At 50.9% G+C, this 12,977-nt stretch carries 17 protein-coding genes and 3 tRNA genes; 9 read left to right on the top strand and 11 right to left on the bottom strand.

The genetic code is table 11. The annotated features are described in order from the left end of the window. Positions 1–14: 14 nt before the first annotated feature. Entirely contained in the window at positions 15–389 is a 375-nt protein-coding gene (locus tag WC813_03995) for a hypothetical protein (protein ID MFA5947156.1), read from the bottom strand. On the opposite strand from WC813_03995, the gene WC813_03990 reads away from it, so the two are divergent. Further along, the gene (locus WC813_03990) at positions 378–764 is read left to right on the top strand and encodes a hypothetical protein (protein ID MFA5947155.1); all 387 of its coding nucleotides are present in this window, start codon (positions 378–380) and stop codon (positions 762–764) included. The genes WC813_03995 and WC813_03990 overlap by 12 nt on opposite strands. A 32-nt stretch (positions 765–796) precedes the next feature. Here WC813_03990 and WC813_03985 read toward each other — a convergent pair whose 3' ends face one another. The 7 genes from WC813_03985 to secG all read right to left on the bottom strand — a co-directional run bounded on the left by WC813_03985 (position 797) and on the right by secG (position 6,631). Beyond that, a complete protein-coding gene (locus tag WC813_03985; GenBank protein ID MFA5947154.1) occupies positions 797–1,039 on the bottom strand; it encodes a hypothetical protein in 243 nt (80 codons plus the stop codon). A 33-nt stretch (positions 1,040–1,072) separates the two neighbouring features. Next, on the bottom strand, positions 1,073–1,261 hold the full coding sequence (locus WC813_03980; protein MFA5947153.1) for a hypothetical protein: 189 nt from the start codon (positions 1,259–1,261) through the stop codon (positions 1,073–1,075). Positions 1,262–1,396: 135 nt separating this feature from the next. Continuing rightward, positions 1,397–2,380 (bottom strand): tryptophan--tRNA ligase, encoded by a 984-nt coding sequence (gene trpS / locus WC813_03975; protein MFA5947152.1) that lies wholly within the window; start codon positions 2,378–2,380, stop codon positions 1,397–1,399. Between the two features lie 84 nt (positions 2,381–2,464). Beyond that, the gene (locus tag WC813_03970) at positions 2,465–4,159 is read right to left on the bottom strand and encodes a ribonuclease J (protein MFA5947151.1); all 1,695 of its coding nucleotides are present in this window, start codon (positions 4,157–4,159) and stop codon (positions 2,465–2,467) included. 245 nt (positions 4,160–4,404) lie between these two features. Further along, positions 4,405–4,491 (bottom strand) — tRNA-Leu (locus WC813_03965). Between the two features lie 61 nt (positions 4,492–4,552). Beyond that, positions 4,553–6,355, bottom strand: coding sequence for a peptide ABC transporter substrate-binding protein (locus WC813_03960; protein MFA5947150.1), 1,803 nt, complete (start codon positions 6,353–6,355; stop codon positions 4,553–4,555). Between the two features lie 60 nt (positions 6,356–6,415). Next, positions 6,416–6,631: a preprotein translocase subunit SecG gene (secG, locus tag WC813_03955; protein ID MFA5947149.1), complete on the bottom strand. Its 216-nt coding sequence runs from the start codon at positions 6,629–6,631 to the stop codon at positions 6,416–6,418. Between the two features lie 47 nt (positions 6,632–6,678). Here secG and WC813_03950 point away from each other — a divergent pair, with 47 nt between their 5' ends. Then, on the top strand, positions 6,679–7,422 hold the full coding sequence (locus WC813_03950; GenBank protein ID MFA5947148.1) for a DsbA family protein: 744 nt from the start codon (positions 6,679–6,681) through the stop codon (positions 7,420–7,422). A gap of 142 nt (positions 7,423–7,564) precedes the next feature. Then, positions 7,565–8,851 (top strand): pilin, encoded by a 1,287-nt coding sequence (locus WC813_03945; protein ID MFA5947147.1) that lies wholly within the window; start codon positions 7,565–7,567, stop codon positions 8,849–8,851. A 52-nt stretch (positions 8,852–8,903) separates the two neighbouring features. On the opposite strand, the gene WC813_03940 is transcribed toward WC813_03945, so the two are convergent. From WC813_03940 to WC813_03930, 3 genes are read right to left on the bottom strand one after another with little or no spacing between them, the layout of a single operon-like run. Continuing rightward, complete coding sequence (locus tag WC813_03940) at positions 8,904–9,242, bottom strand: 50S ribosomal protein L19 (protein MFA5947146.1); 339 nt, start codon at positions 9,240–9,242, stop codon at positions 8,904–8,906. Between the two features lie 12 nt (positions 9,243–9,254). Then, on the bottom strand, positions 9,255–9,809 hold the full coding sequence (locus WC813_03935; protein MFA5947145.1) for a cytidylate kinase family protein: 555 nt from the start codon (positions 9,807–9,809) through the stop codon (positions 9,255–9,257). Next, positions 9,806–10,708, bottom strand: coding sequence for an RluA family pseudouridine synthase (locus WC813_03930; protein MFA5947144.1), 903 nt, complete (start codon positions 10,706–10,708; stop codon positions 9,806–9,808). The genes WC813_03935 and WC813_03930 overlap by 4 nt, the downstream gene beginning before the upstream one ends. A 72-nt stretch (positions 10,709–10,780) precedes the next feature. Here WC813_03930 and WC813_03925 point away from each other — a divergent pair. The 6 genes from WC813_03925 to WC813_03900 all read left to right on the top strand — a co-directional run bounded on the left by WC813_03925 (position 10,781) and on the right by WC813_03900 (position 12,927). Next, positions 10,781–10,857 (top strand) — tRNA-Ile (locus WC813_03925). Between the two features lie 17 nt (positions 10,858–10,874). After that, complete coding sequence (locus WC813_03920) at positions 10,875–11,033, top strand: hypothetical protein (protein ID MFA5947143.1); 159 nt, start codon at positions 10,875–10,877, stop codon at positions 11,031–11,033. Between the two features lie 3 nt (positions 11,034–11,036). After that, positions 11,037–11,441 (top strand): hypothetical protein, encoded by a 405-nt coding sequence (locus WC813_03915; protein ID MFA5947142.1) that lies wholly within the window; start codon positions 11,037–11,039, stop codon positions 11,439–11,441. Between the two features lie 38 nt (positions 11,442–11,479). Further along, a tRNA-Val gene (locus WC813_03910) sits at positions 11,480–11,556 on the top strand. A gap of 74 nt (positions 11,557–11,630) precedes the next feature. Continuing rightward, positions 11,631–12,191 (top strand): sigma-70 family RNA polymerase sigma factor, encoded by a 561-nt coding sequence (locus WC813_03905; GenBank protein MFA5947141.1) that lies wholly within the window; start codon positions 11,631–11,633, stop codon positions 12,189–12,191. A gap of 1 nt (position 12,192) precedes the next feature. After that, positions 12,193–12,927, top strand: coding sequence for a hypothetical protein (locus WC813_03900; protein MFA5947140.1), 735 nt, complete (start codon positions 12,193–12,195; stop codon positions 12,925–12,927). Positions 12,928–12,977 lie beyond the last annotated feature (50 nt).

The following is a 12,977-nucleotide window of genomic DNA, read 5'->3' as shown; positions in this document are numbered from 1 at the left end:
ATGATCTCTCGGCTCTAGGCCGAGGGGAGGGCACCTTCGAACATGTCGAGGACGGCGGACTTGCTCGTCTTCTTCATGAGTTCGACAGGATTTTCCTTGAGAGCAGTGATTTCCGAGAGGAACTGGCGGATCACGCTGGCGCCCGCCATCATCTGCTTCACGAGCATCTTCTCGCCGTTCGCCGTTCCCATGAACTGGGACATGCTCCCGAGGAAGACGGTGAGGACTTCCAGGCGCGCCGCCGGAGTCCGCAGCTGGTCGATGAACTCGATCGCTTGGGACAGCGTGGCTCGGCCCTTTTTGCGGTGCGCGAGGAGTTCTTCCGTGCGCTTCGGCTCTTTGATTTCGCTGCCATTGCCCTTCTTCTTGAAGGCGCCATGTGCGCGCATGGGTCCACGGCAGCTGCTCCGGGCCGAGAGGGCAAAGAGGAACACGCGGTCATCGAGGGTGAGCGCGCTGGCGGCCGTGGACGAGAGGGTCTCGTTGAGCGGGTCCAGACGGCGTTGGCCGTGCGGGGGTTTCGGGCGACGCGATTCGCGCTTGCGGGGCTTCCTGAGGTCGCGGGAATCGAGGGAGATGGTACGACTGCTGGCGTGGATCATCTGGGGAACCTCACTGGGTTGCTCGTTATGAGCTTCAGAATACTACATCTTGGAATGAAAGTGGTCAATAATTTCGCTCAGATAAAAGAAGCCCCCTTCAAAGAAGAAGGCGAGTTCGGCCGACGTCAGCTTTTCAAAAAGAAGAACGCCCGCCTCAGTTGAGACGAGCGTCTAGACGAACCCACCGGGTCAGCCTAACTTTTTTGAGCACTCCATTCATGCCCGACGATCGAGATCAACAGCAATGGGAAGACTACGGCGATCATCATGAGCTTGAAGATTGGCTCCGGCTCGCTGAAGATGTACCCGAGCGCTCCGATGGCGATCATCTTGAAGATCGCGACCACCGCTGCTAGGCAGAAAATTGCCCAGGCGCAGACGGCCATAATGATCGGCACGCCGATCACCATTACCAAGGTGCACTGAGCGAGTGTCAAAGGTTCATCCTGATGTTTCTCCATTGATCCCCCTTAGGTGTTGTTTTCGGTTTGTTTGATGGGGAGCGTCGACAGGTAGGCCGGGATGCAGATGATCGCGAGCGCGAGCAGAAGCATCTCGCCATCGAACTTGATGCCCTCTGTGGTACAGAGAACAGCCAGACCGAGCAGGCCACAAATGGTGACCATGACGAGGAACCCATTCACGATTTTCGAAGACATTGAAACCTCAAGGTAGGAAGTGAGGGTTGAAAAGGCGAGATGCCTTTCCGGTGGGTGTGAAGACAACTATTCATCGTAAACACAATAACAATAATAGCACTTTTTGGGCTGTTTGTCAACCTAAAAATGCTATTATTATGCTAACTTTAGACCCATTTTTACCTTCACGTTTTCCACGTTTGCTCCTGCAATTAGGGCTCCTCGAGCACTGCCTTCCGCGATAACCTTTTCGAGCTCATCTCGGTGTTTCAGGTAGCCGGCGATTTCAGCTTGGAGAGGCTCGAGGTGAACAATCAATGCTTCGGCTACGTCGTCCTTCAAGTCCTTCATGCCCTTATCGACATATTCATCGGCGATAGCGAAGACCGAGCGTTTTTCGACCAGCGAGAGAATCGTCAACAGGTTCGCTACGCCTGGTCGAGCTTCGTCGTATCGTACCGTCGGTTCTGAATCGGTAACCGCCGAACGGATTTTCTTGCGAATAGTATCTGCATCGTCCATTAGTGAAATATAACTCTTGGGAGCGGGGGAGCTCTTGCTCATTTTCTTTTCCGGGTTGTCGAGTGCCAAGATCTTTGCGCCATGTTCAGCGATAATCGGCTTCGGAATCACAAACGTCTCGCCGAAATCTCGGTTGAATCTTTCGGCCAGGTCGCGTGCCAGCTCAATATGTTGTTTTTGATCAGCACCAACCGGCACAGCATCAGTGTTGTACAGGAGGATGTCGGCTGCCATTAAAATGGGATATGTATAGAGGCCAACGGAAACTTTCTCGCCCTTGCCCGTCGCTTTATCTTTAAACTGTGTCATCCGATCTAGCTCACCGGTCTTGGCGATACACGACATCATCCAGCCAAGTTCCGCATGCGCAGAAACTCTCGACTGCTGCACAATTGTTGCCTTCTTTGGGTCTATTCCCGCAGCCAGGTACGCCGCGGTTGCAAACGCAATGTTATTGCTGAGCTCGATGGGGTTCTGCGGGACGGTGATGGCGTGCAGGTCAACGATCAGCATGGTTAGGTCATGTTCCTTCTGGAGTTCGACCGCTGGCTTCAGAGCGCCAAAGTAATTGCCAATGTGGAGGATGTTGGTTGGTTGAATGCCGGTAAGAATTCGCATAATGGTTGGCTAGTTGCCAAGCAGTTTATCGCAGTTCGGCTATGAAAAGCAAAAGACGCCCTTGCGAGCGCCTTCTGCGGTAAGTTAAACCTCGATAATAACTGGCAGGATCATCGGGCGGCGTTCTGTTTTGGTAAACAGGAACTTGCCCAGCTCTTCACGGATAAATTCTTTGATTTCATCCGGGTCGAGCGGTACGCCGTGCTTGTGCGCGCGGATCATATCTTCAAGAGTCTTGCGGGTCATGTCAATGAATTCCTTGTTGTCCTTCATGTGCAGGAAGCCGCGGCTGACCATATCTGGCGTTTGGGTCAGAGTACCGGCCTTTTTGTCGAACTGCGCAATGACCACGAGCATGCCATCTTCGGCAAGCGCCTGGCGATCGCGGAGAACTACCTGGGAAACATCGCCCACGCCGAGACCGTCTACGAAGACGTAATCCGACGGGACTTTCTCTGGGGTAAGTGCAGCGTGGCTTACGCCGTCAGCACCTTTCGCCAGGGTTACCACCTGGCCGTTGTCAGCCACGAAGACGTTTTCCTCTTTCCAGCCCATGGAGTACGCAACTTCTGCGTTCTCGCGGAGCAAGAAATGGTTGCCTTCAATTGGCATGTAGTACTTTGGCTTGAAGAGGGAGAGCATGAGCTTAATATCCTCTTTCATGGCGTGGCCACCAGCGTGCACATCCATAAGATCCTTGTGGATCACGCGAGCGCGCTTGCGGTAGAACGTGTCCTTCAAACGCTGAACAGAGGCCTCGTTACCCGGAATGACCGAGCTTGAGAAGATAACCGTGTCTTCGCGATCGACGCGAATGAAACGATGCTCATCATTAGCGATTCTGGAAAGTGCAGCACGCTTTTCGCCCTGAGCGCCAGTACAAATAATTGTTACTTTTTCTGGTGGGAGGTTGTTCGCTTCTTCAATCGGGATGATGGACTTTTCGTTCACCTGGATGTAACCGAGCTCCTTCGCAATTTCTACGTTCGTCTTCATGGAGTAACCGTCGAGCGCGATCTTGCGACCAAGCTTTTCGGAAATTTCCATGAGCTGCTTTACGCGGGAGAGAAGGGAAGCGAAGGTGCCGACAATAACGCGGCCTTTCGCCTTCTCGAGAATCGAGTACAGCTCTTCGCCGATAATCTTCTCGGACTTCTGGTGGCCATGGCGGTCAGCATTAGTGGAGTCGCCCATGAGAAGAGTGACGCCAGCTTCGCCCAAACGAGCCATCTTGTGAAAGTCAGCCGGAGGCGCGCCAACCGGGTGGAAGTCATACTTCCAGTCGCCGGTGTGACAGATGACGCCAGCTGGAGTCTCGATGACGATACCCGCTGAGTCTGGAATGTTGTGGTTAATGTGGAAGAAATGCACCTTGAAAGCACCAAGCTGTAGTTCAGTGGTGATCGCAATAGTCTTCACGTTTACCGTAGAGGTAGGGAAGTCCGTCTGACGCTTCTTGATAATGCCGGCAGCCACAGGGAGTGCGTACACCGTAGGATTGCCAATGTTCTGGACTACGTGTGGAATAGCACCAATGTGGTCATAGTGACCGTGCGTGATGATCACGCCGCGTACATTCTTCTCCTTTCCGCGGAGATAGGTCATGTTCGGGATGATGTAGTCCACGCCAGGCATGTCTTCATCGGGGAACTGCAGGCCGAGGTCAACAATGATGATGTCATCTTTGTACTCAATGAGGGTACAGTTGCGTCCCACTTCCTCAAGTCCGCCAAGCACCATGACACGCACCTGATCTCCCGTGGGGGAGGTGAGGGTCATGGATTTTTCTGGCTGCGCAGTTACCGGGCGAGAAGTTGTCGCTGTTTCCGGGAACGGTTTTCGTCCACGTGGTGGTGCACTCTTCTGAGGTGGCGCAGCCCGGAACGTATTGGGTTTAAAATTTCCCATAAATCAAACTGTCGAATGAAAAGTTAAAGAATAAATGCTTCACTCCTGACAGTCGGCTCCCTCGAAGGGTTTCGAGAGAATCAACTGCGAGCAGTTATGTTCGAACAAGTTACTGGTGGTGCGGGCGGAGAGACTCGAACTCTCAAGCCATTACTGGCATAGGCTTCTGAGACCTACGCGTATACCAATTCCGCCACGCCCGCACGAATCCTCACTCCTAAGAAGAAAGTACACTATCATTTCTTCCGCTTTTCGTCAACGTTCTTACTTCTTGAGGACCCGTTTTGTCTTGATATACCACTCGTTTATATCCGCGAATCTATCCGCCGGCAAGTTTACCACAGGCAAGTCAACGCCTTTGATCGATTTACTGGTTAGGTATACGTACGACGGCTCGTAGAGAAAAGCGGCTACGTGTTGATCGGCCAGGACTTTGGCAAAGGCGGCGTAACTTTCAGCTCGTTTAGTTTCATCCGTGGTTGAACGAATTATGCTCATCGCCTCATCCGCTGACCTATTCACCAGTTGCGTGATGTTAAGTCCTGGGTAGGTTGATTGGGAAGAATGCCAGTAGGGGTATGGATCACGGAAAGCGCCATATAGTTCGCCGGTCAGGAGTACATCAAAATTTCTGTTTCGTAGTATATCGGTCTGGAGCGAATCAGCACTTTTTGCCTCAAGATTAACACTTGCTCCCAGGAGTTCCCATTGGCGTTTGAGTTCAGTGGCAACGGAATTTAGTTCTGTGGTATTAGCAAAAGCTACGTTAAGAGTCAGAGCCGTAGTTCCTTTAACGCGAGTGCCTCCGCCTTCCGGTTTTTTATAACCGCTAGCTTCCAGAGCCGCATCAGCTGCTGCTAAGTCAAAGCTACCGGCACCGGTTGTGTTCGCTCCCGGCATGCCGGTCACGAGCGGAGAGTTTAGAGGAAGTGCTTTAGTTACCAGGGCTTTGGTGATAACAGCTTGTCGGTCAAGCCCAAGATCAAGTCCTTTTCTGACGTTGCTATCCCCGATCGGGCCTGTGGATTTCAGATTAAAGAAGGCGGCTGTGTACTGGGGGATGAGCGGCTGGAGCACTTGGAAAGATCTGTCAGAGGTAAATTTAGGGGCCTCAGAGAAAGGTACGGTCACCGCTCCCTCGATGTTTTTATTGCGTAACAGATTAGCTAACTCGTCAGCTGAGCCAGCAAATTTGAATTGAAGCGAATCAATAAACGGTACACCTCTGTAGTACTGTTTGTTACGCACGAGCGTCATACTGCGAAGGGTTCCTCGGCTATCCTTGGTCAGTTTTTCGAACTTATACGGGCCTGTGCCGATTGGTTCGAGCGAGAGGATGGTCAGCTTAGCATTCATGCTCGGGATATCTGACCAAACGCCTGCCGGTAAAATACCAACGGTCATGTTTCCGAGGAAAGCTGAGGAGGCTTCCGGTAGGGTAAAAGTTACTGTTCGGGCATCTGGAGTATCAATTGTGACTCCAGCAAAGGTTGGGGCCAGCGTGCTGCCGTATTCTGGATTTTGAATGGCACGAAAAGTAAAGGCTACGTCTTCGCTTGAGAATGAATCGCCGTTATGAAAACGAACGCCATCACGAAGAACAAAAGTGTATGATTTTCCGTCAGGCGAAACTGTATATGAGGAAGCTAAATCAGTTCCCAGTCCATCTTGGGGATCAAATCGCATGAGCCCGGAATACATGAGATGAGCTAAATCATTGTCCACGTCGCTAGCCGAAGCGTAGAGCGGGTTAATGAGTGCGGGAGTGCCAACGAGTCCTTCTGTATAGCTGCCGCCAACGGCTGGCGAGAGCGACTGGTGAGCAGACAGGAACCTGAGCCCAAGGGCGGTGCCGGCCAAGAGAGCAATAGTCAGCGCACCAAGCGCCACCCGTTTTTCACTTAGACTTAAAAACTTTGGGAGATGCTTCCACTGGCTCACGGACGGTAACCGTCTAGCTGGTTTAACGGAAAGAATTTCTTTTCGGGCTAGGGTTTCAGCATCCGGACTGGCAAAGGTACGACTAGTCCCCCGGGATTTAGCATCCCGGTTTTTTTTGGAAAACAAATTAGAAAAGGCGATTTTGGGAATATGGAGAAGAGAACCTGATACCTGAAACCTGACGGTCTAGATTGAAAGCAAAACGTTGGCAAGTGCAACGGCTAGGAACAGTATAGCAATAACTACGGTGGCAGCATGGAGCTTCTTTTCTACGCCACGGCGAGTGCGATAAACGTTGCCATCTCCGCCAAAGGCAATTCCAGCTCCGCTTCCGCGCGCCTGCATAAGAATCGCGGCGGTGAGGAGAATTGAGAGTACCAGTTGGGCAATGTTGAGAATCATATTACTGCCTATGCTACCAAACCTGCCTAAATTCGTAAAGGTTAAGCATGCTATCCTATGTGGGTATGGAAGAGCCGGGTAGTCGGACCGAAAAGGTCATTGCAACCATTGGGGTAGGGATAGTACTTATCCTTCTTTTTGTTTTCTCTTGGCGTGTTTTTACCTACGCTCAGCAGATCAAACACGGCACGGTGGATTTGAGTAGGCTGCGGTATGGCTCAACCGCTGTTCGCCTGGAAAGTTTAAAGGCATTAGCCGGGCAGGCTCCTGGAAGCGGGGTTCTGGCGAGTTCTGACGATCCGACACTCGGTTCACAGACGGCAAAGGTAACGGTGGTCGAGTTTGCTGATTTTGGCTGCCCGTTTTCCGCCGAAGAGAATTACGTTGTGCGAGCGCTAGCCAAAGAGTTTCCGGATACGGTACGTTTCATCTATCGAGATTTCCCGCTCGACGAACTGCACCCGGGTGCTACGCTCGCAGCTCAAGCGGGGGAGTGCGCGGCTGAGCAGGGCAAATTTTGGGAGTTTCATGATGCTATTTTTGCCCGCCAGAGCGAGCTAACTCAGGATAAGCTGATTGGTTTAGCCGAAGGCTTGGACTTGAATGCGGATACTTTTAAGACATGTCTCACGAGCGGGAAGTATACTAATGAAGTCCAAACTGACCTGACCGACGGCGTGAACGCCAGCGTTATTGGCACTCCAACATTTTTTGTAAACGGCGTTAAAGTAGAAGGCGCGGTACCCTATGCAATTTTTAAAGAAGTTCTCCAGGCATTTTTGCAAAATTAGTTTACTCTTGGCACTTTGTTTCCAGTCGTTAGTTTTTTCGTTGCCGAAAGTTTCTGCTCAAGTACCACCAGCCGCTGGGTCATGCCAGTGCTATTGTGGAAGTGACGCTCATGGAGCGGTCAATTCTGGGACTAAGCAAACCATGGCCGAATGTTCCTCTCTATGTAACGAGAGAAAACTGACCCCCATTGGTTGTTTCGCTGCCGGTCAACCGTTGCCAGACAATGATGGTAAATGTTGGACGGAAAAGGAGTGTGCCGAATACGCGACTGATCGCAACGGAGCGCCCAAACCTGGCACCTGGGCCGGCCAGAATATTAACTGCACTGAGACTAAAAACAGAGAAGCCAGAGGTTATTGTTTTGCCCCAGCTACCGGGGTTAACTTGAACGTTCCGATCCTTGGCCGTACTACCGTGTTAGGTTTTCATGAGTATCTAGCCTTGGCCTATCAGTTTCTTCTGCCTGCCATGTCCTTGATTGCGGTTGTCATGATCATGGTTGGCGGTCTTGAATATGTAGTGGCGGGCGGTAATTCTAAGAGACTGGATAAGGCAAAAACACGTATTTCAAACGCTCTCATTGGCCTAGTGCTTCTCTTGTCTGCTTACGCCATAGCCTCTCTTCTTGATCCCAGACTGGTAAATCTTATTGCTCTTCGCACCCCTCTCATCAAGCGAATTATCCTTATAGACCCAAACGCTTCATGTGAGTACCTGGAGGATAATGGCTTTGATATTAATGCGTCAGCTGAGAAGGTTTGCGGTAAAGAGGGCGTTATTCAGAGCATTGATAATGTTAAGCTAGAGGTTAAAAATACAAATTGGAAAGTGGGGGATAAATGTCAGTATAGTCATTGTTTTGATGGCGGTGCCTGTATGGGTTCCGGCAGTAAAATGAGTTGCATATTGTGTCCGAACATTAATACAATAACTGCCACCGAAGGTCTGACACCAAGCGATGCTTCCTGTTCCGCGGCCCTTAAAGTAGCCGATACAAGTGACAAAGACGATAACCATAAATACTTCTGCTCGTTTGATGACGGCGGATATTTGGGGACTAGTGTGTGCGTATCTGCATTCACTCCGGGAAGTCTGAACCCTACTTACATTGACTGCAAGACAGTGCAATCGGACGTTACCGCCGAAAATCCATGTTCTGCCTATGATAAGGTAAATATTTATCGCCCAAAAGCCGACCTCCTCAGCTATAATGCAGTGGCTATCAGCAGCGTGGAATCATATGATTATTCTCATGCTGCCAAAGTCTGTGAAACTGATCCATGCGGAGTTGCAAAGGCTATTGGTAAGAAATGCGGTTTTTACGTGCCGTCAGGAATAGCTTCGGCGGTTGATTACGTACCAGTTTATGGGACTATAGTTAATTTCATTACCGGTATAACTAATAATCAGTGCCTAACAGAAGGCTAGCGCTGATAGCTCGTAAAAACAAAAACTTCCGCCTCAGGCGGAAGTTTTTGTTTTACTTTACTGCTACTTTAACTTTCTTCACTTCTTTGAACTTGCGGTCAAAGTCTTTCACGAACTGGAGCTTGGCTCGGCGGACTTTGAAGACTTTCATGGATTCAATCTTCACCAGGTTTGGGGAGGAGACTGGGAAAATCTTTTCTACACCAAAGCCATCAGTTTCCTTGCGGATAGTGAAGGTCTTAGACGTGCTGGCACCGCGAACTCCGAGGACTAGGCCCTCAAAAATCTGCACGCGCTCGCGCTTTTCACCCTTACCGTTCACGTCCTCGATCTTCTCGTGGACTTTAAGGACGGCACCGGGGACAATTAGATTCATTTCTGCTTCGGTCATACGGGCGGGAGTTTAGCGGAGATTCTGAACCGCGTCAAGGACTTTTCCCAGCGTTTCAGAAGCCGGAATATGGGTAGTATCAATAACTAGGTCGTAATTGCTCTTGTCTAGGAAGTCTATGTTGTACCACTTTTTATAACGCGATTGGTCGCTTTTTAGCCGGTCGGTGATGGCTTTTTCCACTTCTTCGACTGTTTGATATTCGGGTTCATCGTCTCTGGTCGTGTTGGCCTTTCGGTCGGCAAAGATACGTTCTGCAGCTGCACGAGTATCAACATCTAGGAATACTTTGAAGCTCTGTGGGATGAAGTGCCAGGATAGCCGCCCATCAATCACGAAGTTATTTTCAGTTTCGCCGAGCTTTTTTTGGTATTCGTCTGCGTCTTTGTCTGTAAACGCTTCAGTCTCGCCGAGCTTATTGAACTCGTCGATTGTCATCCCGCGCTCCTGGGCCATTTTCCCGCGAAGGTCGCCCATCGAGTATTTCTTCAGGCCGAGTTGTTCGGCCAGAAGATTCTTCAAGGTCGACTTTCCAGCACCAGGCAGCCCGGAGAGGGTTATGATCATACTTTTTTCAAAGCCGCGAGCGCGTCTTCGAGTTCTTTCGGCAATGGCGCCTCGAACGTCTTTCGTTCACCGCTCGGGAGGTTGATCGTCAAGGCTCGAGCATGCAGGAACAGGCGGGGGAGCTTGATGTCCTTGATGTCCTTGCGCTTGTAGAGGGTGTCTCCGCCAACAGGGTGGCCAATAGCGAACATGTGGGCGCGGATTTGGTGCGTGCGGCCAGTCTCGATCTTTACGTCGAGTAATGTACCGACAGAATAGCGACCAATAACGTCGTAATGGGTAATCGCTTCTTTACCTTCTTGGCTGAGTGGTCGAGCGGCCATTCTAGCTCTGGTCGTTGAGCGGGCGATAGGGAAGTTGATCGTGCCGAGTTCATCGCGAACCTTGCCCATGACAAAAACGGTGTAGTGTTTCTCAGTTAGTCTTTCCTTAAATTGTTTCTTCAGGAACTCGAAGGCCTTTGGGGTTTTGGCGGCGATGAGCACTCCTGACGCTTCTTTGTCTAAACGATGCACGATGCCGGAACGCTTTTCTTCTGCGCCAGCCTTCTTCATTTTGGGCGAGTGCTTCAAGAGCGAGTCGAGCAAGGCTGCGCCATCCTGGCCTTCTGCGCGGTGCACGAGGACACCGGAGGGTTTGTTAACCACAATAACATCGTCATCTTCGAAAATAATATCGAGCTTGGCGGCGGCCTTCTTTCTTGGTTTGGCTGGGGCCGCTTCGACCTTAATCTCACTTGTTTCTGTCACCTCAAGGTGAGGCGAGGCCTTTTTTTCAGTAACTGAAACTCGGCCTGATTGAACAAGTTTTTGTGCTTGGGATCGGCTGATATCTAAGGCTTCAGCTAACGCGATATCAAGTCTGCCCGGAGTTTTAATCTTAACAGTCGCGGATTTCATGGCAAAATGCTACCATGCCATTCAGTTCCTTGCCAGAAAGGGTGAAATGAAGTAAGGTTAGCCAATAAACGTGGATCCGTAGCTCAGTTGGTTAGAGCGCCGAGCTTATACCTCGGTGGTCCCTGGTTCAAGTCCAGGCGGATCCACCAGAAAAACTAACCCTAATATGATTTTCGTTCCCTTTTCCCTCTTATTTCTTGCTGTATTTTTTGCGATCGTTGGTTCTCGCAGAGAACTGCCACTGTTTGTAACCTTGGCTTGGGTACTCGCGATTGCCGCTATCGGCTCCAGTATCGTCGTTTTACTGGCCATGTCCGTTAACTAACCTATGTCGAACGAACCAATTGGTTATCTTTTGATTCTCGCCCTCCTGTGGTTTGTGCTTTTTTGGACTGTCGGCGGAGTCATTTTTGCAGTGGTCGGACTCGTTCGATTCCTTCGTTTGAACAAAAATCGGTTTAGTTGTTTGTTTACCGTTTTTTCAGCCGGCACTGCCTTTGGCGCAGCTTGGATGGGTTTACTGGCGACACACACGCGCGGCCCGAGCGCATGCCTAGCCACGGCTCCCACGTCTGACATCACGCAGTTTTTGCCCAGTTTATTCACTTGTGCGTCACGGGAGATACTTTCCGCCGCCGGCCTGTGGTTTCTCTTTTTGCTCGGTGCCGGCATTATCTTGCTTTTCATCTCCCGCGCCCCTGAGCGCCCGCGCGACATTCACGGGAATGATTGACATGGACGGGAGTGAAACGTACACTCTCTCAGCAATTTGCGCGCATAGCTCAGTTGGTTAGAGCGTTACATTGACATTGTAAAGGTCCCAGGTTCGAGTCCTGGTGCGCGCACCAAAAGATCCCATCCAAGCGGTGGGATTTTTTGTTGAAATAAACCAGTTTTTCTGGTGTAGTACCAAATGCGCAGTATGCAAGATCTTTCAGACGAAGAACTCGCGCGCCGGGTCCAGGAGAATGGAGACCAGTTAGCTTTTGGACTCCTTCTGGAACGGTTTGAGAAGAAACTTCTTGGGTACGGCCGGCGTTTCCTTTCGCAAAAAGAGGAAGTGGCGGATCTAGTCCAGGAGGTGTTCTTGAAGTCGTACATGAATATTCAAAGTTATGATTCCTCAAGGAAATTTTCGCCCTGGATATACCGGATAGCCCATAACGTCTTTGTTAACGCCATAAAGAAACGCTCACGTGAGCCGTTATCGTTCTTTGACCCCGATACTTTGTTTCCTCACGTCGCCGGCAAGGAATCGTCAGATAGGGAAGTGATAGATAAGGAACTTCGGCGAGCGCTCGACGAGTCACTCGGCACACTGGATGCGAAATACAGAGAACCGCTTGTCCTCTACTACTTCGAAGACTTGTCGTATGAAGACATTGCGGACATTCTGCACATTCCGGTATCAACGGTGGGTGTTCGTCTCAAACGAGGCCGTGACGCTCTCAAAAAGGTGATTGATCCCTCGCACGTCTCCTAGTATGGAAAACCTCCAGGCACAACCCACGATAAAAGAATTGGTCCTTCAGCAAATTGATGAGGGCGCGGTTTTGGTTACGCCGAAGTGGCGTTTTACCGCGGTGACGGTTCTTTCCGGGATCGGCCTTTTGGCCAGCTTCCTGATAGTGCTCTTCGTGATCACTCTCATCCATTTTTCTCTGCGCGAATCCGGCGTTTTGGCTTTGCCGGAGTTTGGCGGCGAGGGTTTACGTGAATTTTTGCTGTCACTACCCTGGGTGCCGATCGCACTTCTTCTCGTGGCCGCTTTCGCGCTCGAGTTCTGGCTTCTCCGTTACGCCTTTGCGTATCGCCAGCCGCTTTTGTACTCAGTTTTCGGCATTGCCGCGTGTTTGACGCTCGGTACCGTTCTGGTGGCTACCGCCAAGGTACATGAAGGCGTATATGAGGTTGCTGAATCAGCCAATGTGCCAATCATGCGCCCGCTTTACCACTCGGTTGTCCAGCCAGATCTACCGAAGTTGCACCGAGGTATGGTGGCCGAGGTAGAGGAACACGGCTTTTTACTTAGAGGTCGGGGAGGGCAGATTGTTGATGTTCAAGTTACGCGCCAGACCCGTTTAGCTCCTCCGGTTGCGGTCAGAGTAGGGGAAATGGTGATTGTTTTCGGGCAAGCCGCTGATGGATCTATTCACGCAATTGGAGTGAAGCACATGCCGGCCATTGGTCGAGCATCTGCTCCAGGGATGAGACCCTGACCACTCTGTTTCGACAAACCAAAAGCCCGTTCGGAACTGGAGTCGGATTA

It is taken from the genome of Patescibacteria group bacterium (assembly GCA_041659765.1).
Classification (GTDB): Bacteria; Patescibacteriota; Patescibacteriia; order UBA9934; family UBA9934; genus JAGORL01.
The sequence above is the reverse complement of the archived record's forward strand: the minus strand, read 5'-3'. Positions and strand labels throughout refer to the sequence as shown.

Coding starts and splice junctions, on each gene's coding strand:
- WC813_03990 (MFA5947155.1), top strand. CDS start 378: ATGTGCGCGCATGGGTCCACGGCAGCTGCTCCGGGCCGAGAGGGCAAA.
- WC813_03915 (MFA5947142.1), top strand. CDS start 11,037: ATGTCGAACGAACCAATTGGTTATCTTTTGATTCTCGCCCTCCTGTGG.
- trpS (MFA5947152.1), bottom strand. CDS start 2,380: ATGCGAATTCTTACCGGCATTCAACCAACCAACATCCTCCACATTGGC.
- WC813_03930 (MFA5947144.1), bottom strand. CDS start 10,708: ATGAAATCCGCGACTGTTAAGATTAAAACTCCGGGCAGACTTGATATC.
- WC813_03945 (MFA5947147.1), top strand. CDS start 7,565: ATGGCCGAATGTTCCTCTCTATGTAACGAGAGAAAACTGACCCCCATT.
- WC813_03980 (MFA5947153.1), bottom strand. CDS start 1,261: ATGTCTTCGAAAATCGTGAATGGGTTCCTCGTCATGGTCACCATTTGT.
- WC813_03950 (MFA5947148.1), top strand. CDS start 6,679: ATGCTATCCTATGTGGGTATGGAAGAGCCGGGTAGTCGGACCGAAAAG.
- WC813_03920 (MFA5947143.1), top strand. CDS start 10,875: ATGATTTTCGTTCCCTTTTCCCTCTTATTTCTTGCTGTATTTTTTGCG.
- WC813_03905 (MFA5947141.1), top strand. CDS start 11,631: ATGCAAGATCTTTCAGACGAAGAACTCGCGCGCCGGGTCCAGGAGAAT.
- WC813_03935 (MFA5947145.1), bottom strand. CDS start 9,809: ATGATCATAACCCTCTCCGGGCTGCCTGGTGCTGGAAAGTCGACCTTG.
- secG (MFA5947149.1), bottom strand. CDS start 6,631: ATGATTCTCAACATTGCCCAACTGGTACTCTCAATTCTCCTCACCGCC.
- WC813_03995 (MFA5947156.1), bottom strand. CDS start 389: ATGCGCGCACATGGCGCCTTCAAGAAGAAGGGCAATGGCAGCGAAATC.
- WC813_03900 (MFA5947140.1), top strand. CDS start 12,193: ATGGAAAACCTCCAGGCACAACCCACGATAAAAGAATTGGTCCTTCAG.
- WC813_03940 (MFA5947146.1), bottom strand. CDS start 9,242: ATGACCGAAGCAGAAATGAATCTAATTGTCCCCGGTGCCGTCCTTAAA.
- WC813_03970 (MFA5947151.1), bottom strand. CDS start 4,159: ATGACCCTCACCTCCCCCACGGGAGATCAGGTGCGTGTCATGGTGCTT.